We start from the raw sequence: 23,352 nt of genomic DNA on the forward strand, positions 1-23,352 counted from the left end.
ACCGCGCCGGTCCGGAGTGGAGCGGCGCGTGAGAAGGAGGTTGCCGGCGGCCCGTGGAAGGTCTCGGGCAGCGGCAAGGTGGTTTGAGGGCGGGTGCGGCGATTTCGGGGCGGCTGTGGCGAGCTGCCATCTTCGGGGGGTGCGTCTGGCCGGTGGGACGGCGCCCCGCGATAGTGGCGCCGGAACCATCCGAAAAGGCGAATCCGTGCCCAATCCTGACCTTCACCGCATCCCGAACGCCAAGCTTCCGAGCAAATCGGCCGTGTCCGTCTACCGGCTGCCGGGCGGCGGCGGATTCCTCTGGGCGGTGGCGACGGGGCCGGACAAGAGCCTCGACATCGCCGGACAGACGATCGGGGCGCTGAACGTCCTGGACGGCTACCTGAAGGAGGCGGGGCTGGACCGGACGCGGATCGTGAAGGCCGAGATCGTCGTCACCGACCATGACAGGAAGCCGGAATTCGACGCCGCCTGGGCAAGCTGGATGCCGGACGGGCAGGGGCCGGTCCGCTCCTTCGTTCAGTCGGTGATGCCCGAGGGCGACCTGGTGGAGATCATCATCACCGCCGCCCTTCCGGCTTAGGCTTTCGGCCCCACCGGCTGCATGTCCACCCGCGCCGTGCCGTCGGCGACGGCGGCCGGAAGCGGCCGGAAGCCCTCCGGCACTTCGATCTCCGGCTTCTCCGCGAAGAGCCGCGCCCAGGCGCGGTTCGACACTTCGTCCGCCTCGCGCAGGATCCTCGCCTCGTCCATGGTGAGGATCTTCCCCTCGCGCATGATCCATTTCCCGTCGACCATCACGTCCTCCACGTCGCGCGCCTGGCCCTGGTGCACGAAGACGGAGACGGCGCGCAGGAACGGCACCAGATGCGCGCGGTCGGTGCGGAACATGATGAGGTCGGCGAGATTGCCCTCGGCCAGCCAGCCGCCGTCCTTCACGCCCATCGCCTGATAGCCGTTGCGCGTGGCCCAGCGCAGCGCCTCCTCGGGCGTGGGGTTGCGGCCGTCCTGCCGGCGGATGCGCTCCATGAAGAGGCCGGTGCGCATCACCTCCACCATGTCCTCGGCCATGTTGTCGGTGCCCATGCCGACATTGCAGCCGGCCTGCTCCATCTCGCAGACGCGCGGCGACAGCCCGCGGCGGGCGGCGATGGCCGAGTTGAAGGCGACGTTCACGCGATGCCTGCCGAGGATCTTCTCCTCCACCGGAGCCATGCAGCGGCAATGCGCCGCGACCATCCGGTCGTGGAGGAAGCCGATGCTCTCCAGATACTCGCTGGGCAGCATGTTGTGGTGCGCCTGTACCGCCGCGACCTCGCCCCAGATCTGGTTGAGATGGATGGTGCAGACGGTGTCGAGCGACTGCTGCAGCGCGCGCAGTTCCTGCAGCAGCTCGGTCGAGCACATGTCCGGCGCCCAGGCCGAGACGCCGACGCGGATGCGCCCCTCGCCGGCGCCGTCCCACTTCGCGTGGAGGCGCTTGGTGCGGTCCACGCCGGCCCGGCCCACCTTCTCGTCGCGCACGAATTCGGAGGGGTCGCCGATGGAGGTGCCGATGCGGTCCCAGCTCCGCTCGGCGAGCACCATGCGCAGGCCGGTGTCGACCATCTCCTGCGCATAGTTCTCGATCTGCGCGGCGTCCTCCAGCACGGCGGTGGTGCCGGAACGAATCGCCTCCAGCGCGCCGAGCTGGCACATCACCGCCTGCTCGGCCGGCGAGAGCGCGGGCAGCGGGATCGGCGAGAGGCCGCCGCAGAAGGGCGGCTCGTGCGGCGGCGAGAGATCCTCGAAGACGCCGCGCGCCAAGGTCATGACGAAGTGGGTGTGGATGTTGGCAAAGCCGGGGAAGATCGCGCGGCCGGTGCCGTCGACGACTTCGGCCCTGGGGTATTTCGCGACGATCTCGGTGGTCGGGCCCATCGCCGCGATGCGCCGGCCTTCGATCGCGATGGCGCCGCCATGATGGATCGTGCCTGCCGCGTCGCCGGTCACGATGGTGGCGTTGGTGATCAGCGTGGCCATGACGTTTCCCCTATTCCGCCTGGATGTTCGCCTCGCGCACCAGGCGCGTCCAGTCGGCGCGCTCGCGGCGCATCCGCGCGTCGAGCTCCGCGCCCGTTCCAAAATCGGCGATGGAGCCGAGCGTCAGCATCTGCGCCACCGTCTCGGGCTGCGTCATGATGGCGCGGAAGGCGTCCTCCAGGATCTGCCGCCGCTCCGGCGGAATGCGCGCCGGTGCGAGCACGCCGTTGAAGCCCATCAGGCCCCAATCCACGCCCGCCTCCTTCACCGTCGGCACGTCGGGGATGCTCGGCTGCCGCGCCGGCGAGGAGATGGCGAGGACGCGCGCGCGCCCGCCCTCCACCGCGCCGCGGAAGACGCCGTAATTGCCGATCATCAGCTGCACGTCGCCGGCGAGCATCCCCTGCAACGCCGGCCCCGTGCCGCGATATGGCACATGCGTCATCTCGACGCCGGCCGCGCGGCGCCAGGATTCGTAGGCGAGGTGCGGGCCCGAGCCGATGCCGGCCGAGCCGAAGTTCAGCACGCCCGGCCGCGCCTTCAGCATCGCCACGAATTCCGCCTGCGTGCGCGCGGGAAGGTTCGCCGGGACGACCAGCACGAAGGGCCCGGCGGTGAGCTGCGCGACGCCGGCAAAATCGCGCTGCGTGTCGAAGGCGAGGTTCGGATAGAGCGCGTGGGTGATGCCGAGATTGCCGTTGTCGCCCAGGAAGAGCGTGTAGCCGTCGGGCTCGGCGCGGGCCATGTACTCCATGGCGATGTTGCCGTTGGCGCCGGCGCGGTTCTCGACCACGACAGGCTGACCGAGGCGTTCGGAAAGCCGCTGCATGATGGGCCGCCCCACCGTGTCCACGCCGCCGCCGGGCGGATAACCGATGACCACGCGGATCGCCCGCTCCGGGAATTGGCCCTGCGCCAAGGCCGGCGTGGCGAGCGGCGCGAGCAGCAGGGCGCGGCGGGTGGCGTTCATGCGGAGGTCTCCTCGGGCTTTCCGACCGGTATCCGGCCTCGCCGGGCAGGAGGGTAGGGCCCTCGGCGGGCGAAATGCACGCCATGCCAGACATTTGCCCAAAGCGCGGGCGATCCGGCGGCCGGATTGCCCGCGCGATTCCCGCTGGCAGGAATTTCCGCACGATGGCATTTTCAGCCAATGCTCCGCGACATCCTCATCCTCGCCTATCCCGGCATGCAGCCGATCGACCTGGCCGGCCCCTACCAGGCCTTCACCTCGGCCGACGAGGAGGCGGGCGGCGGGCAATACCGCCTGCGCGTCGCCGCCGAGGCGGCAGGGCCGGTCGCGATGCAGGGCGGCCTTCCCATCCTGGCGACGGCGATCCCGCGCCGCCCGGTGGACACGCTGCTCGTCCCCGGCGGCCCCGGCGTGCATGCGGCGCGGAACTCGAAAAGGCTGCTGGCCGCGCTGCGCCGGCACGCAGCATCGGCGCGGCGTGTCTCCTCCGTCTGCACCGGCGCCTTCCTGCTCGCCGAGGCTGGTCTGCTGGAGGGCCGCGCGGCCACCACGCACTGGCGCTCCTGCGATCTCCTGGCCCGCGAGTTCCCGTCCATCCGGCTGGAGCCCGATCGCATCTGGGTGCGCGACGGCACGACCTGGACCTCGGCCGGCGTGACGGCGGGGATCGACCTCGCGCTGGCGATGATCGAGGAGGATCTGGGCGCGCCGCTGGCGGCGAAGGTGGCGCGGCGGCTCGTGGTCTACATGCGGCGCTCGGGCGGGCAGTCGCAGTTCAGCGCGCCGCTCGAGATGCAGGTGACGGACAGCTTTTCCGCCCTCATGGACTGGGCCGAGCGGAACCTGCACCGGCCGCTCAACGCGGAGGCGCTGGCCGAGCGCGCCGGCATGGCGCCGCGCAGCTTCCATCGGCATTTCTTCGCAGCCACCGGCACCACGCCGGCCAAGGCCATGGAGCGTCTGCGCCTCGATCGTGCCTGCGCGCTGATGGAGACCACGCGCCTCTCCAACGGAGCCGTCGCGCGGCAGGTGGGCTTCGGCTCGGAGGAGCGCATGCGCCACGCCTTCGCGCGCAGCTTCGGCGTGGGCCCCACCGACTGGCGCGCCCGCTTCGGCGCCTGACGGTCCTCCCTGAACGTTCCTTCCGCAGCCAGCCTCCCAACACGCGCTCCATGCTGCGACCGGGTTGGCAGGAATCTCCTGGCCTCTGTCATTTCCGCCAATCGGCAGGCGGCCTAGCCTCGACGGACGCACAAAGGAGAAACGCCGTGCCCCAGCCTGAACTCGTCGCCGGCCTGCTCATCTTCCCCGGCCTCACCCAGCTCGACATGACCGGGCCCTACGAGGTGCTCGCCCGCCTGCCCGGCTGGCGCGCCGAGGTCGTCGCCCGGACCATGGATCCGGTCCGCACCGACAAGGGCCTGACCATCCTGCCCAGCCTCGACTTCGCGAGCGCGCCGCAGTTCGACATGCTGGTCGTCCCCGGCGGCCCCGGCACGGACGATCTGCTGCTCGACGAGGTCGCGGTGGAGTTCGTCCGCAGGCAGGCCCTGGCCGCGAAATACGTCTTCGGCATCTGCACCGGCAGCATGCTGCTCGGCGCGGCTGGGTTGCTGCGCGGCAGGCGCGCCAGCGGTCATTGGTCCGCGCGCGACCTGCTCTCCGAGTTCGGCGCGACGGTCAGCGACGCCCGCATGACGGTGGACGGCAATCTCTACACGGCCGGTGGCGTCACCTCGGGCATCGACATGGCGCTGCGCGTCGCGGCCGACCTCGTGGGCGAGGATGTCGCGAAGCAGATCCAGCTGCAGATCGAGTATGACCCGGAGCCGCCCTTCCGCTCAGGGACGCCCTTCGTCGCGCCGCCGCACATCCTCGAGCGCGCAAAGGCGGCCGGCGCGTCCCGCCGCGCGCTGCGCGAGCGTCTCGTCGCCCAGGCTGCCGCCAACCTCCGGGAAAAGGTGTGATCCCATGCGCAGCCCTGCCCCCCGGGATGGGCTAATTCCCCGGCACCCAGACCTTGAAGGTCGAGCCCACCCCGATCTCGCTGTCGATCGTCAGCTGCCCACGGTGCCGCGCCAGGATGTGCTTCACGATGGCGAGGCCGAGCCCGGTATTGCCGACTCCGCGCGCCCGGGCCTTGTCCACGCGGTAGAAGCGCTCGGTCAGGCGCGGGATGTGCTCGCGCGCGATGCCCGGCCCGTCGTCGCGCACGGTGAAGGTCACGCCCTCGCGCGCCCCCTGGCGGCCGTGCCCCGCCTCCAGCCGCACCTCGTGCGCGGCGTGGCGCAGCGCGTTGTCGAGCAGGTTGCGCGCGACCTGGGCCAGTTGGTCGGCATCAGCTGGCGACGCGGTGAGCGGCCCTTCCGGCAGGGCGAGCGTGAGGTGCACGCCCTTGGCGGCGAAGAGCGGCTCCAGCGCCGCGGCCTCGGCGTTCAGCAGGGCGAGCAGGTCGGCCTTCCCCTCGGGCGCCTGGTGCTCGCTCATCTCGACGCGCGAGAGGCCGAGCAGGTCGTCGATCAGGCGGCGCATGCGCTCCGACTGCTCCGCCATGATGCCGAGGAAGCGCTCCTGCGCGACTGGGTCGTCCTTGGCGGGGCCGCGCAGGGTCTCGATGAAGCCGATGATGCTCGCCAGCGGCGTGCGCAGCTCGTGGCTGGCATTGGCGACGAAGTCCACGCGCATCCGCTCCACGGCCCGCGCGGCCGTGCGGTCGGTCAGCACGACGAGCAGCTTGCCGCCATCCGCCAGCGGCGGGTTCAGCGCGAGGACCTGGGCGGAGAGCTCCCGCGTCAGGCTGCCGGGCAGCGCGAGCTCGGTCGATTGCGGCCCGCCATCCGCCAGAGCGCGGTCGAGCGCGGCGGCCATCAGCGGGTGCCGCAGCAGGGCGCCCATGTCGCCCCGCGCCGTCGCGTCGCGCTGCAGGCCGAAGACCCGCCGGGCGGCCGCATTGGCGCGCAGCAGGGTCCGGTCGGCGCCGAGGATGAGCAAGGGGTCCGGCAACGACTCGACGATCGCCTCGTCCGAGGCGCGCAGCCGGCTCACCAGCGCGGCGCGTGCCTCCAGCGAGCGGGCCAGCCGGCCCAGCCCCTCCTCCACATGGCCGATGGCGGGCAGGCGCGGGATGGGCAGCGGCGCGCTGAAGGGCCCCTCCTCGTCGGCGGCGCGGCGCAGCACGGCGGCGAGGCGCGACATGGCAGCGAGCCAGAACCAGGCGAGCCCGAGCGCGGAGGCGAGGCACAGCAGCAGCGCCAGCAGGGCTGTGCCGGCGCGCAGCTCGCCCAGCGCCGCCAGGGTGAGCAGCGTCAGCGTCGGCGCGGCGCCGATCAGCGCGGCTGTCGCGAGGAGGCCGCCCATGAATCATCCCTTTCCAGGCGTGGCGCAGCCCGATTCGCGCCGAAGGCCCGCGTTGATAGAGGGGCCGGGCGCGCGATTCACGCGTCAGGTTGAAGAAACCTGGGAAAGTGGATGCGAGAGGGCGCTGCCCCCTCGCGCTCCCCCGTCAGGGATTACAAATCCCTGGATCCTATCAGTTTGATTTTAAACCAGATCAGCTTCCGGCCGCGCCCGGCACCGGGGCCGGCTGGAGGAGCTGCGCCTCGCCGCCCTGGCGCACGGCGAAGATCGCGAGGCCCCGCGCCAGCACGCCGCCCTCCAGCAACCGCACCGGCCCGTCCGCACCCATGAAGGCCACGCCGACCGGTGGCCCGCCGTCGCGCGCCGAGCGCGCGGCCAGCGCCAGCGCATCATAGGCCACGCCAGCCAGGCGCGACGGCCGGTCGCCGAAGGCCGCGCTGTACTGCGCGTCGAAGCGGCCGCGCGCCTCAGGGTCGGGCGCGGTGAACCAGGCGTTCACCAGCGCCGGCTCGTTGCCGATCGTGGCATCGCCGGCCCAGAGGCTCGTGCCGAGGATGCGCGGCAGCCCGCCCGGGAAGGCCGCGGCGAGCGCCGCGCCGGCCGCCCTGGCGCCGGGGCCGCCATTGCCGATCAGCACCGCCTCCGGCTGCGCGGCGGCGATCTGCTGGGCGGCCGCGGCAAGGTCGCTCCCGCGCGACGTGAGCGCCACGGTCGGCGGCGGCCCGCCCATCTGCTGCAAGGCTGCGCGCAGCGCCGCGGCGAGGCGCTGGCCGAAGGCGTCGTCCGGCGCCATCAGCGCGAAGCGGCGCGCCCCCGCCTCGGAGGCCGCGGCGACGATGCGGCGGACCTGCTGGCTCGGCGTCAGTCCCAGCACCCAGACCCGGGCGGCGGCCTGCGCCTCGTCCGAGGTGAAGGCGAAGACCGGCGCCTGCGAGCCGCGCGCGACGTTCACCACGGCGGCGGTCTCGCCGAGGGTGAGCGGGCCGGCCAGCGCCAGGGCGCCGTCGCCCAGCGCGCCGCGGGCGGCCTCGGCGGCGCCGGAGGGCGTGCCCCTGGTATCGCGCGGCAGCACCTCGACGCGCCGGTCGCCCTGGTCGAAGAGCGCGAGCTGCGCGGCGTTCAGCATGGCCTGGCCGAGCGGCGCGTTGCCGCCGGTCAGCGGCAGCAGCAGCCCCACGCGGACGCGCGGCCCTTCCACGGCAGTGGCCCCGGCGTTCCAGGGCGCGATGCCCGACGGCGGGCGGACGGCGATTCCCGGGGGTTGCGGGGCGCAGCCGATCAGCAGAAGGAGGAGGGACGCGAGGGCGACCCCCGATGGAACCAGACGACGCATACCTACCCCCTTCGACACCGGATCAAATTGCCCTGGGCCAGATACCCCCGGGATTGACCCTGGTTGCCACCCCCATCGGCAATCTGGGCGACCTCTCCGCCCGCGCGGCCGCCGCGCTGGCCGGAGCCGACGCGGTGCTGTGCGAGGACACGAGAGTAACGTCCAGACTGCTCGCGCGGCATAGTATTTCCGCGACACTCCTCGCTTTGCACGACCACAACGAGGAAAGCGAGGCCCCCAGGCTGGTTTCCCGCATGCTGGCCGGCGAGCGCTTCGCCCTGGTGAGCGACGCCGGCACGCCCCTGGTCTCCGACCCGGGCTACCGGCTGGTGCGGGCGGCGATCGCGGCGGGAGTGGCGATCACCGCCGTCCCGGGGCCGAGCGCTGTCGTGATGGCGCTGACCCTCTCCGGCCTGCCGCCGCATCCCTTCCTGTTCCACGGGTTCCTGCCGCCCAAGGCCGCGGCGCGGGCCGCCGAGATCGCGCGGATCGCGGTCCTGGAGGCGGCGGGGCTTTCCGCTGCCCTCGTCTTCTACGAAGCGCCGCACCGGACCGGCGAGACGCTGGCCGCCCTGGCGGAAGGGCTCGGCGCCGACCGCCCGGCCTGCGTCGCGCGCGAGCTGACCAAGCGCTTCGAGGAGGTCCGCCGGGGCAGCCTCGCGGAGCTGGCGGCCCATTACGCGGCCCACGAGGCCCGGGGCGAGGTGGTGCTTTGCGTCGGCCCGGCGCCGCCGCCCGCCGCGGCCACCGCCGAGACCCTGGACGAGGCCCTGCGGGCAGCCATGGCGACGCTGTCCGTCCGCGATGCGGCGGCGACCGTCGCCGAGGCCACCGGCCTGCCGCGCAAGCGCGTCTATGCCCGCGCCCTGGAGCTCGCCGCCGGCCGATAGGGGCCCGTGCCGAAAGGGCTCACCGCATAGTTCGAGGGCAGCGGCGCCGTCACCCGCCGGCGCACCGGGACGCCGCTGGCCGGCACCGCCGCCAGCAGGTCCTTCTCGGCCTCGATGAGCATCACCCCCGCCAGCCGCCGGGCCAGCCGGCGCCCCATCCGGTCCCAGAGCCCGGCGCCCCCGAGCAGCATCCGCCAGGGGAAGGGCGGCACGAAGAGCGCCGCCTCGCGCCGCGTCACCCGGAACAGCCGCTGCTCCAGCAGCCGCGCGACCTGACCGCGCGAATAGGGCCGGCCCTGGCCGAAGGGCGTGTGGTCGAAATGCGCCCAGGCGCCGATCCGGTTGGGCACCACCACCAGCAGCCGCCCGTCGTCGCGCAGCACGCGCCAGCATTCCCGCAGCAGGCCGGGCGCGGCGTCGCTGGTCTCCAGCGCGTGGACGAGCAGGATGCGGTCGAGGCAGGTGTCGGGCAGGGGCAGGCGGGCGTCCTCGGCCAGGGCGGTGCCGGGCGCGGCGCCGTGCGGCGTGACCATGATCCGCCGGCCTTGCCCACCCCAGAGCCCCATATAGGGCGCCGCCCAGCCGAGCCCGAGCAGGTCGCGCTGCCCGCCGTCGGGCCAGAGATAGGCGATGCGCGCGCCGATCATGCGCTCCGCCACCCGGCCGAGGGGCGCGGCGTAGAATTCGGTCAGCCCGTGGACCTCTGCGCTCATGCGCGGGATATAGGCGAGGACACAGCCCCCAGGGAGGCCTCGCCCATGACCTTGACCGTGAAGCCCATCGCCATCCTCGAGGACAACTACGCCTGGTTCCTGCGAGACGAGGCCACCGGCGTTACCGCCGTGATGGACGCCGCCGTGGTCGAGCCCATCCTGGACTTCGTGCAGGCCGAGGGCGGACGGCTGGACTGGCTCCTCATCACCCACCATCACGGCGACCACATCGCCGGCATCCCCGAGGTCGCGGCGCGGACCGGCGCGAAGGTCGCCGGCAACGCCAACGACGCAAGCCGCCTGCCGAAGCTGGACCTGGCGGTGAAGCCGGGCGACGTCTTCGCCCTCGGCGAGTCCGAGGCGCAGATCATCGACACGCCCGGCCACACGCACGGCCATATCTCCTGGTACTTCCCGTCGGGCGAGGCCCTGCTCTGCGCGGATACGCTCTTCGCGGCGGGCTGCGGTCGGCTGCTGGAAGGCACCGCGGCGGAGATGTTCGCGTCGCTCCAAAAACTCTCGGCGCTGCCGGGGGCGACGAAGGTCTGCTGCGGCCACGAGTACACGCTCTCCAACATCCGCTACGCGTTGAGCGTCGAGCCAGACAACGCGGCGCTGAAGGCCTTCTCCGAGCAGGCAAAGTCGCTGCGCGCCGAAGGCAAGCCGACCGTGCCGACGACCCTGGCCACGGAGCACGCGATCAACCCATTTCTGCATGCGCGCGACGTCGCGCATTTCGCGGATCTGCGGTCCGGGAAGGACAATTTCCGCTAGAAGGGCCGCCCAGGCAAAAAGGAGGGACCCATGAAGCTCCACTATTCCGCGGCCAGCCCCTTCGTCCGCAAGGTCAGCGCCGTCGCCCTGCATCATGGCATCGAGCTCGACCGGGTCGACACCAACCCGCATGTCAGCCCGCCGCACCTGCTGGTGGACAACCCGCTCTCCAAGGTGCCGACGCTGGTGCTCGACAACGGCATGGTGCTGCCGGACAGCCCGCTGATCTGCGAGTACCTCGACAGCATCGGCACCGCGGCGAAGCTCTGCCCCGCCGCCGGCGCGCCGCGCTGGGAGGCGCTGCGCCTGGCCGCCCTGGCCGAGGGCATCCTCACCGCCGCGGTGTTGCGCCGCGGCCTCTCGCTCCAGCCGGCCGAGGAGGCGCGCGGCGCCATGATGGACCGCCAGAAGGCGGCCATCGCCCGCACGCTGGACCAGCTCGAGAACGAGCCCCTGCCCGGCGCCCTGAACATCGGCACCGTCGGCCTGGTCTGCGCGCTGGGATATCTCGACTTCCGCTTCAGCGTGGACGACTGGCGCGCCCGGCGCCCTGAACTCGCCGCCTTCTTCGCCGCGCAGTCGGAGAACCCGATCTTCGCCCGGACGGTGCCGCAAGGGTGAACCTGCGCGACCCCTCGCTGGACCCCGCCGGCGTGATCACGGCGCTCGGGCTCCAGCCGCACCCCGAGGGCGGCCACTACCGCGAGATCTGGCGCGACGCGCCGGAAGGCGGCGGGCGCGGCGCCGGAACGGCCATCTACTACCTGCTGGCGCCCGGCGAGCGCAGCCACTGGCACCGCGTCGACGCCGCCGAGGCCTGGCATTGGTATGCCGGCGGGCCGCTGGCTCTACGGCTCTCGGCGGACGGAAAGGCCGTGGAGCAGCACCGCCTCGGCCCCGACCTCGGCGCCGGCGAGCAGCCCTTCGCCTTGGTGCCCCCGGGCTGGTGGCAGGCGGCCGCGCCGCTGGAGGGCTGGGTCCTCTGCGGCTGCACCGTCTCGCCGGCCTTCGATTTTTCCGGGTTCGAGATGGCGCCGCCCGGCTGGGAACCCGCGCCCGATGGCCGCAGCGCCGCAGGGCGCGGAGGCCTGAATCGGCCCCGCGAAGCATGAGCACCTCCCTGGCCTGGGACGAGCGCTATGCCGGCGGCGGCTTCCAGTTCGGCGAGGCGCCGAACGAGTACCTCGTCGCCCAGTCGCGGCGCCTCCGCCGCGGCATGACCGCCCTGGCCGTAGGCGACGGCGAGGGCCGCAATGGCGTCTGGCTGGCCCGCCAGGGGCTGGCGGTCACCTCGCTCGACTGGTCCGCCGTCGGCATGGCCAAGGCCGGCGAGCTCGCCGCCGCCCAGGGCGTCCCGCTGGAAACCGTCGTCGCCGACGCCGCCGGCTGGGACTGGCCCGCGGCGCGCTTCGACCTGATCGCCTGGATCTACCTGCACCTGCCCCCGGCCGACCGCGCGCTCGCCGCCGCCGGCTGCCGCAAGGCGCTGAAGCCCGGCGGGCTCCTCGTGCTGGAGGGATTCAGCCCCGCCCAGCAGGGCCGCCGCAGCGGCGGGCCGAAGCTGCCCGAGCTGCTCTGGACCCGCGAGATCGTGGAACGGGAATTTCCCGGCCTCGAAATCCTGGAGCTGACGGAGGGCGCCGTCCGACTGGACGAGGGCCTGCGCCACCAGGGCCTCGCCGAGGTGGTCCGCGGCGTGCTGCGGCAACCCTGACGCCATCCGCCCGTTTTCCGGGAATGCAACAGACATCGAAGAACCCGCCCGTCTCCGGCCCCGTCTCTGGCACGGAATCCAAGGGCCATCCCGACAATGGACGGGAACGCACCGAGGCGCAGCTGGAGAAGGGCCTGCCGGCGAACCAGAAGCGCGGCCCCGGAGACAAGAGCGATCCCCGCCCCGTCCCGGACAAGTCGCCGCACGACCGGTAGGGGCGCTATCCGGCCGCCACCCGCTCGCCCGCGAGGAAGGCCGGCAGCGAGCCGAAGCGCGACTGCGGCATGCTCGAGAAGGCCGCATTGCGCTCTGCCGTCTTGAGCAGCGCGGCCATGTGCTGCTGGACCGCGTCCCAGGAGAGCGTGGCCAGGAGGTCGTCCACCGCGACGAAATCCGAGACATCCGCCCGCAGCATGGCCTGCTCGGCGGCGTCCACGAAGGCCTGGGCATTCTCGACCGTCGCCACCGCCTCCAGCCCCGCGAAGCGCCGCGCGACCTCGCGGACCGGCGTGGAGACGACGCGGCGGCCGCCCGCGAGGTAGCGGGGCACCTCGGCGGCGTCCGGCACCGCCCCCCGCGCCAGCGGCATGATCGCCACATCCCAGTGGGAAAGATACGCCGGCAGCTCCGACTCGTCCCGGGCGCCCAGCCAGTGGATGTTCTCCAGCCGCGGCAGCGCCCGCGCCGTCTCGATCGGGCCGATCATGGCGAAGTGCCAGTGCGGGCGCAGGGCCGCGATGCGGGCCAGCAGATCCAGGGCCAGCCGCTCGTCCACCACGCCGAAGCGGCCGAGCAGCGGACGGCGGAGGCCGATCTGGTCGTCCGGCTCCGGCAGCAGCCCGCGTGCTGCCGCGAGGTGATCGACATCGATCCCTCCCGGAAGGCAGTGGATGTTGGGATGGCGGTCGCGGCGGTCCTCATAGAGCCCGGCGCCGCCCGCGAAGACCAGGTCGGCGACCTGGATCAGGCGGCCTTCGAAGGGCAGCCCCGCGCCCGAGGGCTCGCCGGCGCAGTCATAGACCGTGGCCAGCCAGGGCACATGATCGGAGAAGGCGCGGGCCTCGGGCGCCGTGTACCAGGCGACGGCGGAGCCGGAGCGGGCCAGCAGCAGGTCCAGGACCAGGCGTCGGTCCTCGACGCCGTCGGCCGGCAACATCGGCGTGACCACCTGGACGCCCGTCAGCGCGCAGGGGCGGATCTGGAGGCTCTCCACGTCGGCGCGGACCGGCTCCTCCAGAAAGAACACGTCGCGCTGGCGGGCAAAGCGGGACAGGAGCTGCCGCAGGCGATCGGCATCGCGCCAGCGGACGGAGGAAAAGCAGATGATGGGGGACTGCTGCGGCCTGCAGATGGCGATAGTCGGGTAACTCGTTCCATCCATGGCCATCGGCATCGCGTCCTGCAGCGGGCGGTGCCGGCGGGAGTCGCCGGCCCTTGAGGACGGAAACGCGCCAGGGGATGAAAGGTTGCGAAGAAAACGAAAAAATCTTCCGCATGTCGAAGCGACAGCGGTTCCATTCCTTGGAATTTATAGAAGCGACCAGAGCCAGCTACTTGGAAGCCGGGCCCTTCTTTCTGTCGCGCTCGATCAGTTCCAGCAGTTCCGGCGGAATCGGCTCGTTCGCGATATCATCATACATCTTGTGAAGTCCGCGCTCGAGCCACAGCTCAAATGCGACATCGGGCGCGGCCTTGCGGCCCCGCCCGATGGTCCTCGGAGTTTGCGGCGATGCATTCCCCTTGGACGGGCCCTCGGAACTGTCGGACACAAACGCTCCTAAGACAGACGGAGACCGTCCTCCGGAAGACTGTTCGAGGCACGGCGGCGGGCGCGCGGCGCAGCCTGCCGGGTCGCCCGCTTGGCGCTGGAAGGCGCCGCCGCGGGAGCTTCATCCTCGCCCAGCATCCAGAGCTTGAGCTGCTTGCGGGCGCGGAAGACGCGGCACTTCAGGGTGCCCACCGCGACGCCGAGCTGCTCCGACGCCTCCTCGTAGGAGAGACCCTGCACCGAGATCATCATGAGGACGAGCCGCTGGTCGGCCGGCAGCCGGGCGAGGTTTGCGCGAAGCTCCTTGAAGGCGATGCTTTCCTCCTGCCCGCCGCTGCGGCCCATCAGGGAGGACGGCGCATCGTCCAGGTCGACCGTCTCGCGACGGCGGCGGAAGTTGGAGAAGAAGCGGTTGCGCAGGATGCGCGTCATCCAGGCGCGGAAATTGGTGCCCGGCTCGAAGGAATGCTGCGCCGCCAGCGCGTTGGTCACGGCCGACTGGACGAGATCCTCGGCATCGGCGCGGTGGCGGGTCAGGGCGAGAGCCTGCTGGCGGAGGGAAGGCAGGGCGGCCAGAAGCAACTCGTGGAAGGAAGGCATGGGCGCGGAAGTATCGTCCTGTACGGCGACATTCGGGCGCATGGGGTACTCCTCGTGACTTCTCATGACCCTGAAACGCCCCGGACCAGAAAGGGTTGCACGCCCGATGCGCGAATCATGGGAAAAGTCGGCGGAAAAGTCGGCGTCCCAGGGAAAATCGCTGTGCAGACCACCGCAACCATCGTCGAAACAAGGCGTTGTCATCACAATGATCCCATCTGGCCGCAAGCCATCCTTGCCGCGGAACCAAGCCGCGCGTCTCCCCGGAGGCGTGCAGCGCGCCCGTGCGCGCTTGCAGGAAGGGTCTCCTCCCCCGCATCGCGGCTCCGGCGGTCTGCGCCCATGGCGATCCTGTGCTCCTCGCGTCCTGCGGACATTCCTGCCTCACTGTAGCTCGCGCCACTGTCCGCATGCAACTTCGGCGAAAAGAAGCCGCGGCCTTGCAACCATGGGTATAGTTGCCCCCATCGGCCTAAACCTGGGATGCCCGATGGGACCCGGTTTCCGACATTCCACCGGCCGCCAGGCCTTGATAGACTTGCCGTCCAGGAGCTTGAGTCATGACATCCGCCGCTGAGCTGATCGCCGTCCTGCCCTATGCGCGCCGCTACGCCCGTGCCCTCACCGGCAGCCAGGCCGAGGGCGACGCGCTGGTGGCCCGCGCGATCCCCGAGCTCTCCGACGACCTGCCGCCCAAGCTCGCGCTCTATGCCCGCATCACCCGGCTGACCGAGGACATGGAGGTTGCCGGCCATGATCACGCCCTTGGCCGCCCGCTCGGGCGGCACCTTCTGCTGCTGACCTCGCTGGAGGAGATCTCCCTGGCAGACGCCGCGCGGATCACCGGGCTGGACGAGGCCGACGCCGCCGAGCGCGTGGCCGAGGCCCGGGCCGCCGTGAAGGCCGCGTCCGCCACCGATGTGCTCATCATCGAGGACGAGCCGGTCATCGCCATGGACCTTCGCATGCTGGTGCAGGGCTGCGGCCATCGCGTGGTCGGCATCGCGGCCACCGAGGCCGAGGCCGTGCGCCTCGCCACCGAGAAGGGCGCCGGGCTCATCCTGGCCGACATCAACCTCGGCCGCGGCGGCAACGGCATCCAGGCGGTGCGCCGCATCCTGCAGACGCTCTCCATCCCCGTGATCTTCGTCACCGCCTATCCCGAGCAGCTCCTGACGGCCGAGGGCGTGGAACCCGCCTTCGTCATGCGCAAGCCCTTCGACCCCGTGACGCTCGCCATCTTCACCTACCAGGCGATCACCGCCGGACGTGTTCCCCTGCATTGACGACGGGGCATGGCGGGGCGCTGCAACTCCCGCCCCTTGTCTGGCGTTGATCCGGCAGACCGCGAAACGCGCGGGATTGAAGGAGAAACGCAAATGAACTGGGATACCATCAAGGGCAACTGGAAGCAGATGACCGGCTCCGTGAAGGAGCAGTGGGGCAAGCTCACCGACGACGACATGACGGTCATCGAGGGGCGCCGCGACCAGCTCGTAGGCCAGATCCAGGAGCGCTACGGCATCGCCAAGGACGAGGCCGAGGCGCAGGTGAAGGCCTGGGAAAGCCGCTACTAAGGCTTTCGCTCTTTCGTGACGGCTTCGGGCGCCGCCGGTTCCAGATGGGCCGGCGGCGCTGTCGCCTTGGCTCCGTTCCATTCCCGAAAGGAGTAGGATCGTGCTCACCTGGACCATCATCTTCCTCGTGGTCGCCCTGATCGCCGGCCTCTTCGGGTTTGGCGGCATCGCCTCCACCGCCACGGGCATCGCCCGGGTGCTGTTCTTCATCTTCCTCGTGCTCTTCGCCGTCTCGCTGCTGACCGGCCAGGGCTTCTCGCTCTGACATGATCCATCGGCGCCACATGCTGGCGGGGGCCGCCCTTGCCTGGGCGTCCACCGCGGCGATCCCCGCCAGGGCCCGCGATCCGCGCGGCCTGTGGTTCGACCCGACGCAGCTCCCCTCCTATTCCGGCCGCCTGGAGCGCTGGATCTCCAACCCCGCCGGCGAGGTGGACCGCGGCCTGTTCCGGGAAGGCACGCAATTCGTCTTCCCGCCTTCCGAGGCCGACGCCCTGATGGGCGCCATCGAGCGCGGCGGCTCGATCGCCGTCTGGGGCATCCGCGCGCGCACCGCGCCGGTCGTGACCATGCTCGCCTGGGCGAAGACGGATTCCGACCCCGCGAGCTTCGTCGAGCGCCCCGCCTGGTTCGCCAGCACGCGCCCGGGAACGCAGCGCATGGTCCTGTCCGGCCGCGTGCAGGCCCCGCTGCTCACGCCGCAGGGCGAGAACATGGGCGTGATCCTGGCCGAGGGCGGCACGATCCGGCTCGGCGTGGAGCAGCACAAGGCGCTCGGCGGCAAGGTGGCCGTCGGCGAGACGGTCGCGGCCGAGGGCCTCGGCACGCGGCGCGGCGAGCTTGCCGCCATCGACGCCCAGCGCCTGGGCAAGAACGAAAACTCCCTGGAAGGGCTTCCCGAGCCACGCCCATGAGCAACACGACGGATGACGACGCCCGCCTCCTTCACGAACAGCAGGCGGAGCATTCCATCCGCGCCTTCGGCCAGCTCACCCGTGTCTGGCTCCGCGCGCCCGATCGCGGCAACGCGCGCTGGCTGCTCTTCTTCCTACTGGTGCTCACCGTCGCGCAGGTGGCGATCCAGATCCGGCTGAACCTCTGGAACCGTGACTTCTTCAACGCCCTGGAGAGCCGCGACGGAGGCGCCTTCCGCACGCAGATCCTGGTCTTCCTCGGCTTTGCCGCGCTCTCGATGGGCGTCGCGGTCTACCAGCTCTACGTGAAGCAGCTCGCCCAGCTCCGCTGGCGCGAATGGCTCACGCGCCACCTCACCGAGGCCTGGCTGCGCGAAGGCCGGCACTACCAGCTCGAGATGGCCGGCAGCACCGACAATCCCGACCAGCGCATCTCCGAGGACGTGCGCATCTCGACCGACCTCGCGCTCGACTTCGGCGTGGGCATCATCAACTCGCTGATGATGCTGACGGCCTTCATCGGCATTCTCTGGACCGTCTCCGGCCCGCTGCACCTCGCCCTCGCGGGGCGCGAGGTGGAGATTCCCGGCTACATGGTCTGGGCCGCGCTGCTCTACGCGCTGCTCGGCACTTTTCTCACCTGGATGGTCGGCCGGCCCATGGTGCGGCTCAACGTCGAGCGCACGACCGCGGAGGCGGATTTCCGCTTCGGCCTCAACCGCGCCCGCGAGAGCGGCGAGGGCATCGCCCTGATCCGCGGCGAGGCGGACGAGCGGCGCGGCCTCACGATGCTGTTCGAGCAGGTGAAGGGCTCCTGGCGCGGGCTGATGCGCAGCCAGCGGAACCTCATGTGGCTGACCAGCGCCTACGGCACGCTGGCCATGATCTTCCCGACCATCGTGGCCTCGCCGGCCTATTTCGCCGGCGCCATCACGCTGGGCGGGCTGATGCAGATCGGCGCGGCCTTCGGCCAGGTGCAGGGCGCGCTCAACTGGTTCGTGGACAATTTCGGGCTCATCGCGCAGTGGCGCAGCGCGGTGCAGCGCGTCGTCACCTTCCGCGATGTCATCGAGGAGCTGGACACGCTCATCGACGATCCGGACCAGCCCACCATCGAGGTGCACGAGACCGACGAGGACAAGCTCGTGCTGAACAACCTGGAGGTCGCCTTCTCCAACGGCACCACGGTGATCGCCAATGCCTCGGCCGAGATCCAGGCGGGCGAGCGCGTGCTCATCAAGGGCGAGTCTGGCACGGGAAAGTCCACGCTGTTCCGCGCGATCGGCGGGCTCTGGCCCTGGGGTGCGGGCGAGATCCGCACCCCGCCGCGCAAGAGCATGATGTTCATGCCGCAGCGGCCGTACCTGCCGCTCGGCACGCTGCGCACCGCCATCGCCTACCCTGCCGGTCCCGATGCCTTCGAATCCGGAGCCGTGGCCGAGGCGCTGAAGAAGGTGGGGCTGGAGCGGCTGGCGGAGCAGCTCGACGAGGAGGATCGCTGGGACCGCGTGCTCAGCCTCGGCGAGCAGCAGCGCCTCGCCTTCGCGCGGCTGCTGCTGCACAAGCCGCGCTGGATCTTCATGGACGAGGCGACCGCCGCGCTCGACGAGGCGAACCAGGACGCGATGATGCAGCTCGTGCTCGACGAGCTGCCGGAGGCGGGGCTGATCTCCATCGGCCACCGCCCGGGCCTGGCCGCCTTCCACACGCGATCGCTGGACCTGCTGCGGGCCGAGGGGGGCGCGCGGCTGTCGCGGCCGCAGCGGCGTGCGGCGAAGCGGCAATGGCCGCGCGCGATGGCCCGCGCGGCGAAGGAGGCGCGGGCCGAGCGGCGCGCGCTCAAGCGGACGCAGCCGGCGCTTTGAGGCGGCTTCAGGCCGGGAGCAATTCCCTGCCGCGCCAGCCGTCGGGCAGGAGCTCGCGGGTCTCGACGCGGATCTCGCCGCGCTCGACGGTGACGAGGTTCCAGCCGTTCGGCGCGCCGGAGCCGCGCGGCGAGAAGGCGCTGGGCGCAATGACCTGCAGCGGCCCGCCGGGCTCCAGCCGCATCGCCTCCGCCTGATGCAGGTGGCCGCAGAGCACGGCCTTCACGCCGTGCTCGTGCAGCAGCTCCATGGTCGCGCCGGCCTCGCGGGGCGCGCGGCGCGCGGTGGCCCAGCCGCCGTGGCGCAGGGGATGGTGGCAGACCACGACGATGTCGAGGCCCTTCGCCGCCTCCAGCCGGGCCGCCAGCCGGGCGCGGCGCTCCAGCGTGATGCCGCCGGCGGACCAGTCGAGGTGCCATTGCGCGCGGCTCACCGTGTCGAGGCCGATCAGCCGCGTCCCTTCCAGCGTCAGCTCCTCGGCGGCGTCCTCCGGCCGGGCGCGCTGCCAGCGGCGCTTGGGGTGCATGAAGCGCCCGACGATATTGCCCTGCGGGATGTCGTGATTGCCCGGCAGCACCAGCAGGGGCGCGCCCAGCATCTCCAGGAAGGCGAAGGCGCGGGCGAACTCGTCGCGCGAGGCCCGGCGGGTGAGGTCGCCGCTGACGGCCACCGCGTCCGGCGCCGCCATGATGACGTCGGCCGCGAGGCTCTCCACCAGGGCCTGCGGCGCCTCGCCGAAATGCAGGTCGGAGAGGTGGGCGATGCGGGGCATCAGGCCGGGCCCGGCGGGCAGAGGACGCGGAGCGCGCCGCGATGCAGCCGGAACCGCACCGGCGAGGTCGAGATGCGCGTCTCGCCGTCCAGGCTGAGGCGCAGCCACGGAAGGCGGCCATGCACGGCGACGCGATCGCCCTCGCGCGTGGCGACGTCCGGATCGTCGGCGAGGCGGCCGCGGAACCATCGCCAGGCCTGGCGGATGCGGCCGCGCAGCCCGCTCGGGCGGGCCAGCGCCAGTGCAAGGCCGGCCGCGCTGGCAGGCTCCGGCAGGGTGATCACGGCCGCGTGGCCACGCGCGCGGCGGCCGGGGCCGAGCCGGATCGCGAGGGCGCGCGAGCTCGGGCGGAACAGCTCACGCAGCACCGCGCGGACCAGCGGCAGCCAGCCGCGCGTGCCGCCGCCGCGCTGCATCTCGCGGACACGCATGAGCCGCGTCGGCGCGCCGACCACGCTCTGGTAGAGGAAGACCTGTCCGTTGGCGGTGGCGACGTCCAGCGCGACCGAGGGGCCGGGACGATACGCCCGCGCCGCGCGGACGGGATCGGCGCAGAGGCCGAGGCGTCCGCAGACCCGGTTCATGGTGCCTCCGGGCAGGGGCGCGAAGACGCGGCCCGTGCCGATCAACCGCTCGGCGCCGTCGCGCAGCGTGCCGTCGCCGCCGGCGACGAAGACGATCTCCGCCGGGCTGGACGCGACGGCCTCCCATTGCTCGTCCAGCGCGGCGTCCTCCGCCACGGCGACAAGCTCGAAGCCGGCCTCGCGCAGGGCCGCTTCCAGTGCCGCGCGGGGCGCCGCGAGGCCAGAGAGCGAGCCGGCCCGGCCGTTGACGACGAGAGCAGCCTTCATGATCCGGCCCAGCGCCCCTCCAGACGCGGAAAGGGCGCGGCCGCTTCCGGAGAAGCGGTCGCGCCCATCGGGCTCAGGCGCGGTGTCACGCGCGCCCGTGGATCATCGGGTGGTCGTGCCGACCGCGCGGCCCACGGCCGTGCCGCGGGGATTGGCCGGCGTGCCGTCCGACTGCGCCGGATAGGCGCCGGAGGTGTTGGTGCCCGCCGCACGATCCAGGGCGCGCTCCGCCGCCGTGCCGGGCGGGTTGCCGGGCATGCCGTCGGACTGGCGCGGATAGGCGCCCGAGGTGTTCGTGCCGGCGGCGCGGTCCACGGCGCGCTCGCTGGCGGTGCCGGGCGGGTTGCCGCGACGGCCGTCACCCGGATCGTTGCAGGCGGCGACGCCGAGGAGCAGCAGGCCGGCGGGCAGGAGGCGGGCGATATGCATGAAATTTCCTTCCGAAGGATCGGGTTACGCCATCATCTCGGCGACGAATCCCCAACGTTCGGACTGCCGCAGGGTTGCAAAGCCGCAACCGATCGGAAGATTGGACGTTGTGGCAAGGTTCCCGGTCCTACAACAAGGAGAATCCCATGCGTGGCGTGCTGCTTTGGTTCCTGGGTATTCCAATCCCGATCATCATCACGCTGTATCTGTTCAACGTGATCTGACGGGATGGGCCGCGCGACTTGCCGAGTCGGCCCTTTCTTCTTCAGCCCTTGATCGGCCGGCCATCGCCATCGCGGATGCGGGCGATGGCCGCATCCAGCTCGGCGCCCAGCAGGATCAGATAGACGCTCACATAGAGCCAGGTGAGCAGCGCGATGGCGGCGCCCAGCGGCCCATAGGTCGCGTCATAGGTCGCGAAATGGCTGACGTAGAGCGAGAAGGCCACCGAGGCGACCAGCCAGAGCAGCGTCGCGGTCAGCGCCCCCACGGAGAAGACCCGGTAGTGCTTGGGGCGCCGCGCCGGGCCGAAGCGGTAGAGCGTCGCGATCGCCAGGAAGACCACGCAGACCAGCACCCCCATCGAGGCCGCGCGCAGCAGCAGCGCGTCGCGGAAGGGGAACTTCAGCATGTTGAGGATGGTCGGCAGCGCCACCAGGAAGGCCAGCCCCACCGTCACCGCCAGGATGGCGCAGAGCGTGATGACGATCGCCGTCGCGTAGAAGGCGAGCCAGTGGCGCTGCTCGTGCTGCCCATGCGCCAGGTTGAGCGCGCCCAGCAGTGAGCGCACACCCGAGGAGGCCGACCAGAGCGCGATGGAGCTGCTGATCACCACGCCCCAGCCCAGAGCCTGCGCCGGGCCCGAGACCAGCTGGTGCACGCGCGCGGCGATCAGGTCGTAGCTGTCCTCCGGCAGCAGGCGCTGGAGCACCGCGAGCTGCGGCTCGATCGTGTCGAGGTTGAACCACACGCCGTAGAAGGCGATGCAGAGCGAGATGGCCGGGAAGAGTGCCAGCATGGCGTAGAAGGCGCAGCCCGCCGCGACCAGCGAGATCTGGTCCGACGTCGCGACCGACCAGGCCTGCGCCCAATAGCTCTCCTGCGGCGCGGCCGCGACCTCCGCCGCCTTGGCGGCGTCCATGGCCTTCACCGCGGCGGGATTGTCGGCGGATGGAGCCCTCTTTGGAGAATCGATGGTCAGCGGCGTCGCGCTCACGGGTTGCGCAGCATCCCGTAGTCGAAGGCCGGGCGGGCGCGCAACGCTTCCCTGTTGGCGCTCGGCATGGTGATGCGCTCGCGCTCGGCGTTCCAGCGCAGGTCGCCCAGCGGCACGGAGACGAGCCGCCCGCCCAGGCCGAGGAAGCCGCCGACCTGGATGATGGCGACCGGGCCCAGGGACGAAGGCGTCGCCGCCGTGGCGGGCGGCGCGAGCAGCACCTCCTCCACGTCACCGACCACTTCGTTCCGGTCGTTGTAGACCCGGCTCCCCAGGATTCGGCTGATACGGGGCTGCTGGAGCAGCGCCGCGCCCGGCGTCAGCACCGCGCCGGGCGCCGTCGAGGCCGGGGGGCTTTGGGGCGCTCCCACCTGGGGACTCGGGGCGATCTCGGCCGGCACGCCGGTCGGGCTGCGGGCGGGCGCGGTATCGGGAACGGCCGGCGAGGCGCTGGGGCTCGGCACGGCCGATGGCGCCGGCTGGCCTTGCGCCAAGGCGAGCAGCGGCGCGGCCATCAGGCCGGCGACCAGGGTCATCCACAGCAGCGGGATCCGGGGTTCGTAGCGGCGGTCCATCTCGGGCATCCTTCTCGGGGGGCGAAGGTTGCCGATAGAACCCCGAAGCCGGGGACGAGTTGCTGGAGCATGATCGCTGCAGGTGGAATCACCGGAAGCGTGAATCATGCTCTCGAAACAATGAGCTAGAGGCTTTAGAGTGAGCCTTGCGACGGAACGGCTCTAGCGCCGGCGCCTGAGAAGCTGCTCCACGATCATCCCGCCGATCTCCGCGGCCCAGCGCCACCGCAGCAGCCCGAGCGCCTCGTCCATCGGCGAGACGGCGCGCAGCTGCGCCATCGCCTGGCGCCGCAGGATCAGCGCCTCGTGCGCCACGGGGTCGTAGCGCCGGCGCGACAGCAGCAGCAGGAGTCCCATGACCACGAGGTCGGCGAGCGCGAGCCACAGCGTGGCCCAGAGCGGCCCCTGGCTCCGGTCGAGCCAGATCCAGGCCGCGGCGTGCAGCAGGCCGAGTGCCACCAGCCCGAAGAGGCCGGCCGCGACCTGCAGGATCGTGGAGCGCGCGAGGGCACCGGCCTCGCGCTTCAGGCGCAGCGCCTCCGCCTCCGCGGCGACACCGAGCAGGCGAAGGCTGCGCATCAGCGGCGGCACATGACGGCGAAGACGTAGCCCGCCAGCGCCGCGATGCCGATCGAGGTCAGCGGCTTCTCGCGCACCACCTCGCTCAGCCGCTCGGTCTGGTGGCGGATGCTGTCGGTGGCCTGGTGGGCCGCCGCCTCCGCCTTGTCGGCGACGCGGGCGACGGCCGGCGTCACGCGGTCCTTCATCAGCGCCTCGACCTTCGCGCGCAGCGCGGCGATCTCGGCATGGGTCTCGGCCATGTAGGGGGGAATTTCGGCGGGGGTTTCGGCCATGGTCCTGTCCTTTCGGTGGGAATGGGAAGTGAACCGGGTCCGGGAGGGTATCCGGAGTCGTGGCAAGGGCAATCCGCGCCGCAGCGCCGGACGGCGGAGGATGCGCATGCCAGGCCTCCCTTCTCGATCGACCCGGCAACGCGGCGTGCCACCTGGCG

Annotated in this window: 29 protein-coding genes; 14 read left to right on the plus strand and 15 right to left on the minus strand. The window is 71.7% G+C overall.

Annotated elements, in window-relative coordinates:
* The first annotated feature begins 205 nt into the window (after window positions 1–205).
* Entirely contained in the window at window positions 206–583 is a 378-nt protein-coding gene (locus tag AC1ROY_RS03090; protein WP_493147011.1) for a RidA family protein, read from the plus strand.
* Here AC1ROY_RS03090 and AC1ROY_RS03095 read toward each other — a convergent pair.
* Together AC1ROY_RS03095 and AC1ROY_RS03100 are read right to left on the minus strand one after the other, a co-directional pair.
* Complete coding sequence (locus tag AC1ROY_RS03095; RefSeq protein ID WP_493147013.1) at window positions 580–2,022, minus strand: amidohydrolase family protein; 1,443 nt, start codon at window positions 2,020–2,022, stop codon at window positions 580–582. The two genes, AC1ROY_RS03090 and AC1ROY_RS03095, sit on opposite strands and share 4 nt — an antisense overlap.
* Before the next feature lie 10 nt (window positions 2,023–2,032).
* Complete coding sequence (locus AC1ROY_RS03100) at window positions 2,033–2,992, minus strand: Bug family tripartite tricarboxylate transporter substrate binding protein (protein WP_493147015.1); 960 nt, start codon at window positions 2,990–2,992, stop codon at window positions 2,033–2,035.
* Between the two features lie 180 nt (window positions 2,993–3,172).
* Here AC1ROY_RS03100 and AC1ROY_RS03105 point away from each other — a divergent pair, with 180 nt between their 5' ends.
* Window positions 3,173–4,114, plus strand: coding sequence for a GlxA family transcriptional regulator (locus AC1ROY_RS03105; RefSeq protein ID WP_493147017.1), 942 nt, complete (start codon window positions 3,173–3,175; stop codon window positions 4,112–4,114).
* 146 nt (window positions 4,115–4,260) lie between these two features.
* On the plus strand, window positions 4,261–4,959 hold the full coding sequence (locus AC1ROY_RS03110) for a DJ-1/PfpI family protein (protein ID WP_493147019.1): 699 nt from the start codon (window positions 4,261–4,263) through the stop codon (window positions 4,957–4,959).
* A 31-nt stretch (window positions 4,960–4,990) separates the two neighbouring features.
* On the opposite strand, the gene AC1ROY_RS03115 is transcribed toward AC1ROY_RS03110, so the two are convergent.
* Window positions 4,991–6,349 (minus strand): ATP-binding protein, encoded by a 1,359-nt coding sequence (locus tag AC1ROY_RS03115; protein WP_493147020.1) that lies wholly within the window; start codon window positions 6,347–6,349, stop codon window positions 4,991–4,993.
* A 193-nt stretch (window positions 6,350–6,542) separates the two neighbouring features.
* The gene (locus AC1ROY_RS03120; protein WP_493147022.1) at window positions 6,543–7,682 is read right to left on the minus strand and encodes a penicillin-binding protein activator; all 1,140 of its coding nucleotides are present in this window, start codon (window positions 7,680–7,682) and stop codon (window positions 6,543–6,545) included.
* On the opposite strand from AC1ROY_RS03120, the gene rsmI reads away from it, so the two are divergent.
* Complete coding sequence (gene rsmI, locus AC1ROY_RS03125) at window positions 7,664–8,572, plus strand: 16S rRNA (cytidine(1402)-2'-O)-methyltransferase (RefSeq protein ID WP_493147023.1); 909 nt, start codon at window positions 7,664–7,666, stop codon at window positions 8,570–8,572. The genes AC1ROY_RS03120 and rsmI overlap by 19 nt on opposite strands.
* Here the strand turns inward: rsmI and AC1ROY_RS03130 are convergent.
* On the minus strand, window positions 8,536–9,285 hold the full coding sequence (locus AC1ROY_RS03130; RefSeq protein ID WP_493147024.1) for a methyltransferase domain-containing protein: 750 nt from the start codon (window positions 9,283–9,285) through the stop codon (window positions 8,536–8,538). The genes rsmI and AC1ROY_RS03130 overlap by 37 nt on opposite strands.
* A gap of 45 nt (window positions 9,286–9,330) precedes the next feature.
* Here AC1ROY_RS03130 and gloB point away from each other — a divergent pair, with 45 nt between their 5' ends.
* Genes gloB through AC1ROY_RS03155 form a run of 5 tightly spaced genes read left to right on the plus strand, consistent with a single transcriptional unit; the run spans window position 9,331 to window position 11,988 of the window.
* Window positions 9,331–10,059 carry a hydroxyacylglutathione hydrolase gene (gloB, locus tag AC1ROY_RS03135; RefSeq protein ID WP_493147026.1) on the plus strand — a complete coding sequence of 243 codons (729 nt, stop codon included), beginning with the start codon at window positions 9,331–9,333 and terminating at the stop codon, window positions 10,057–10,059.
* A gap of 30 nt (window positions 10,060–10,089) precedes the next feature.
* Entirely contained in the window at window positions 10,090–10,680 is a 591-nt protein-coding gene (locus AC1ROY_RS03140; protein ID WP_493147027.1) for a glutathione S-transferase N-terminal domain-containing protein, read from the plus strand.
* Entirely contained in the window at window positions 10,677–11,171 is a 495-nt protein-coding gene (locus AC1ROY_RS03145) for a cupin domain-containing protein (RefSeq protein WP_493147029.1), read from the plus strand. The genes AC1ROY_RS03140 and AC1ROY_RS03145 overlap by 4 nt, the downstream gene beginning before the upstream one ends.
* Complete coding sequence (locus AC1ROY_RS03150) at window positions 11,168–11,773, plus strand: class I SAM-dependent methyltransferase (RefSeq protein ID WP_493147031.1); 606 nt, start codon at window positions 11,168–11,170, stop codon at window positions 11,771–11,773. The genes AC1ROY_RS03145 and AC1ROY_RS03150 overlap by 4 nt, the downstream gene beginning before the upstream one ends.
* Window positions 11,774–11,796: 23 nt before the next feature.
* Complete coding sequence (locus tag AC1ROY_RS03155; RefSeq protein WP_493147033.1) at window positions 11,797–11,988, plus strand: hypothetical protein; 192 nt, start codon at window positions 11,797–11,799, stop codon at window positions 11,986–11,988.
* Window positions 11,989–11,993: 5 nt separating this feature from the next.
* Here AC1ROY_RS03155 and AC1ROY_RS03160 read toward each other — a convergent pair whose 3' ends face one another.
* From AC1ROY_RS03160 to AC1ROY_RS03170, 3 genes are all read right to left on the minus strand, one after another.
* Window positions 11,994–13,160 (minus strand): glycosyltransferase, encoded by a 1,167-nt coding sequence (locus tag AC1ROY_RS03160; RefSeq protein WP_493147035.1) that lies wholly within the window; start codon window positions 13,158–13,160, stop codon window positions 11,994–11,996.
* 163 nt (window positions 13,161–13,323) lie between these two features.
* Window positions 13,324–13,482, minus strand: a complete 159-nt coding sequence (locus AC1ROY_RS03165; RefSeq protein ID WP_493147441.1) for a NepR family anti-sigma factor — start codon at window positions 13,480–13,482, stop codon at window positions 13,324–13,326.
* Between the two features lie 68 nt (window positions 13,483–13,550).
* Window positions 13,551–14,183, minus strand: coding sequence for a sigma-70 family RNA polymerase sigma factor (locus tag AC1ROY_RS03170; protein WP_493147037.1), 633 nt, complete (start codon window positions 14,181–14,183; stop codon window positions 13,551–13,553).
* A 518-nt stretch (window positions 14,184–14,701) separates the two neighbouring features.
* Here AC1ROY_RS03170 and AC1ROY_RS03175 point away from each other — a divergent pair.
* From AC1ROY_RS03175 to AC1ROY_RS03195, 5 genes are all read left to right on the plus strand, one after another.
* The gene (locus AC1ROY_RS03175) at window positions 14,702–15,427 is read left to right on the plus strand and encodes a PhyR family response regulator anti-anti-sigma factor (protein ID WP_493147038.1); all 726 of its coding nucleotides are present in this window, start codon (window positions 14,702–14,704) and stop codon (window positions 15,425–15,427) included.
* 93 nt (window positions 15,428–15,520) lie between these two features.
* Entirely contained in the window at window positions 15,521–15,718 is a 198-nt protein-coding gene (locus AC1ROY_RS03180; RefSeq protein ID WP_493147039.1) for a CsbD family protein, read from the plus strand.
* 100 nt (window positions 15,719–15,818) lie between these two features.
* On the plus strand, window positions 15,819–15,983 hold the full coding sequence (locus AC1ROY_RS03185) for a DUF1328 domain-containing protein (protein WP_493147041.1): 165 nt from the start codon (window positions 15,819–15,821) through the stop codon (window positions 15,981–15,983).
* A 1-nt stretch (window position 15,984) separates the two neighbouring features.
* Window positions 15,985–16,632 (plus strand): hypothetical protein, encoded by a 648-nt coding sequence (locus AC1ROY_RS03190; protein ID WP_493147042.1) that lies wholly within the window; start codon window positions 15,985–15,987, stop codon window positions 16,630–16,632.
* Window positions 16,629–18,497: an ABC transporter ATP-binding protein/permease gene (locus tag AC1ROY_RS03195; RefSeq protein ID WP_493147043.1), complete on the plus strand. Its 1,869-nt coding sequence runs from the start codon at window positions 16,629–16,631 to the stop codon at window positions 18,495–18,497. The genes AC1ROY_RS03190 and AC1ROY_RS03195 overlap by 4 nt, the downstream gene beginning before the upstream one ends.
* A gap of 7 nt (window positions 18,498–18,504) precedes the next feature.
* On the opposite strand, the gene AC1ROY_RS03200 is transcribed toward AC1ROY_RS03195, so the two are convergent.
* From AC1ROY_RS03200 to AC1ROY_RS03230, 7 genes are all read right to left on the minus strand, one after another.
* A complete protein-coding gene (locus tag AC1ROY_RS03200; RefSeq protein ID WP_493147044.1) occupies window positions 18,505–19,269 on the minus strand; it encodes a metallophosphoesterase family protein in 765 nt (254 codons plus the stop codon).
* On the minus strand, window positions 19,269–20,120 hold the full coding sequence (locus AC1ROY_RS03205; RefSeq protein ID WP_493147046.1) for a diacylglycerol/lipid kinase family protein: 852 nt from the start codon (window positions 20,118–20,120) through the stop codon (window positions 19,269–19,271). The genes AC1ROY_RS03200 and AC1ROY_RS03205 overlap by 1 nt, the downstream gene beginning before the upstream one ends.
* 102 nt (window positions 20,121–20,222) lie before the next feature.
* The gene (locus tag AC1ROY_RS03210) at window positions 20,223–20,549 is read right to left on the minus strand and encodes a hypothetical protein (protein WP_493147047.1); all 327 of its coding nucleotides are present in this window, start codon (window positions 20,547–20,549) and stop codon (window positions 20,223–20,225) included.
* 265 nt (window positions 20,550–20,814) lie between these two features.
* The gene (locus tag AC1ROY_RS03215; protein ID WP_493147049.1) at window positions 20,815–21,690 is read right to left on the minus strand and encodes a YihY/virulence factor BrkB family protein; all 876 of its coding nucleotides are present in this window, start codon (window positions 21,688–21,690) and stop codon (window positions 20,815–20,817) included.
* 71 nt (window positions 21,691–21,761) lie between these two features.
* On the minus strand, window positions 21,762–22,340 hold the full coding sequence (locus tag AC1ROY_RS03220; RefSeq protein ID WP_493147051.1) for a hypothetical protein: 579 nt from the start codon (window positions 22,338–22,340) through the stop codon (window positions 21,762–21,764).
* Between the two features lie 162 nt (window positions 22,341–22,502).
* The gene (locus tag AC1ROY_RS03225; RefSeq protein ID WP_493147052.1) at window positions 22,503–22,919 is read right to left on the minus strand and encodes a hypothetical protein; all 417 of its coding nucleotides are present in this window, start codon (window positions 22,917–22,919) and stop codon (window positions 22,503–22,505) included.
* Window positions 22,919–23,194 carry a hypothetical protein gene (locus AC1ROY_RS03230; protein ID WP_493147053.1) on the minus strand — a complete coding sequence of 92 codons (276 nt, stop codon included), beginning with the start codon at window positions 23,192–23,194 and terminating at the stop codon, window positions 22,919–22,921. Before AC1ROY_RS03230 ends, AC1ROY_RS03225 begins: the two co-directional genes overlap by 1 nt.
* Between the last annotated feature and the right edge of the window lie 158 nt (window positions 23,195–23,352).

The sequence above is a fragment of the Roseococcus sp. GW821-FHT12F05 genome, from assembly GCF_058806835.1.

Bases quoted from the DNA above. Each gene is read 5' to 3' on its own strand.
- AC1ROY_RS03115 (WP_493147020.1), bottom strand. From the start codon at position 6,349: ATGGGCGGCCTCCTCGCGACAGCCGCGCTGATCGGCGCCGCGCCGACG.
- AC1ROY_RS03210 (WP_493147047.1), bottom strand. From the start codon at position 20,549: ATGCATATCGCCCGCCTCCTGCCCGCCGGCCTGCTGCTCCTCGGCGTC.
- rsmI (WP_493147023.1), top strand. From the start codon at position 7,664: ATGGAACCAGACGACGCATACCTACCCCCTTCGACACCGGATCAAATT.
- AC1ROY_RS03130 (WP_493147024.1), bottom strand. From the start codon at position 9,285: ATGAGCGCAGAGGTCCACGGGCTGACCGAATTCTACGCCGCGCCCCTC.
- AC1ROY_RS03225 (WP_493147052.1), bottom strand. From the start codon at position 22,919: ATGCGCAGCCTTCGCCTGCTCGGTGTCGCCGCGGAGGCGGAGGCGCTG.
- AC1ROY_RS03170 (WP_493147037.1), bottom strand. From the start codon at position 14,183: ATGCGCCCGAATGTCGCCGTACAGGACGATACTTCCGCGCCCATGCCT.
- AC1ROY_RS03150 (WP_493147031.1), top strand. From the start codon at position 11,168: ATGAGCACCTCCCTGGCCTGGGACGAGCGCTATGCCGGCGGCGGCTTC.
- AC1ROY_RS03205 (WP_493147046.1), bottom strand. From the start codon at position 20,120: ATGAAGGCTGCTCTCGTCGTCAACGGCCGGGCCGGCTCGCTCTCTGGC.
- AC1ROY_RS03160 (WP_493147035.1), bottom strand. From the start codon at position 13,160: ATGGCCATGGATGGAACGAGTTACCCGACTATCGCCATCTGCAGGCCG.
- AC1ROY_RS03230 (WP_493147053.1), bottom strand. From the start codon at position 23,194: ATGGCCGAAACCCCCGCCGAAATTCCCCCCTACATGGCCGAGACCCAT.
- AC1ROY_RS03140 (WP_493147027.1), top strand. From the start codon at position 10,090: ATGAAGCTCCACTATTCCGCGGCCAGCCCCTTCGTCCGCAAGGTCAGC.
- AC1ROY_RS03220 (WP_493147051.1), bottom strand. From the start codon at position 22,340: ATGGACCGCCGCTACGAACCCCGGATCCCGCTGCTGTGGATGACCCTG.
- AC1ROY_RS03120 (WP_493147022.1), bottom strand. From the start codon at position 7,682: ATGCGTCGTCTGGTTCCATCGGGGGTCGCCCTCGCGTCCCTCCTCCTT.
- gloB (WP_493147026.1), top strand. From the start codon at position 9,331: ATGACCTTGACCGTGAAGCCCATCGCCATCCTCGAGGACAACTACGCC.
- AC1ROY_RS03200 (WP_493147044.1), bottom strand. From the start codon at position 19,269: ATGCCCCGCATCGCCCACCTCTCCGACCTGCATTTCGGCGAGGCGCCG.
- AC1ROY_RS03180 (WP_493147039.1), top strand. From the start codon at position 15,521: ATGAACTGGGATACCATCAAGGGCAACTGGAAGCAGATGACCGGCTCC.
- AC1ROY_RS03100 (WP_493147015.1), bottom strand. From the start codon at position 2,992: ATGAACGCCACCCGCCGCGCCCTGCTGCTCGCGCCGCTCGCCACGCCG.
- AC1ROY_RS03105 (WP_493147017.1), top strand. From the start codon at position 3,173: ATGCTCCGCGACATCCTCATCCTCGCCTATCCCGGCATGCAGCCGATC.
- AC1ROY_RS03190 (WP_493147042.1), top strand. From the start codon at position 15,985: ATGATCCATCGGCGCCACATGCTGGCGGGGGCCGCCCTTGCCTGGGCG.
- AC1ROY_RS03155 (WP_493147033.1), top strand. From the start codon at position 11,797: ATGCAACAGACATCGAAGAACCCGCCCGTCTCCGGCCCCGTCTCTGGC.
- AC1ROY_RS03195 (WP_493147043.1), top strand. From the start codon at position 16,629: ATGAGCAACACGACGGATGACGACGCCCGCCTCCTTCACGAACAGCAG.
- AC1ROY_RS03175 (WP_493147038.1), top strand. From the start codon at position 14,702: ATGACATCCGCCGCTGAGCTGATCGCCGTCCTGCCCTATGCGCGCCGC.
- AC1ROY_RS03215 (WP_493147049.1), bottom strand. From the start codon at position 21,690: ATGGACGCCGCCAAGGCGGCGGAGGTCGCGGCCGCGCCGCAGGAGAGC.
- AC1ROY_RS03095 (WP_493147013.1), bottom strand. From the start codon at position 2,022: ATGGCCACGCTGATCACCAACGCCACCATCGTGACCGGCGACGCGGCA.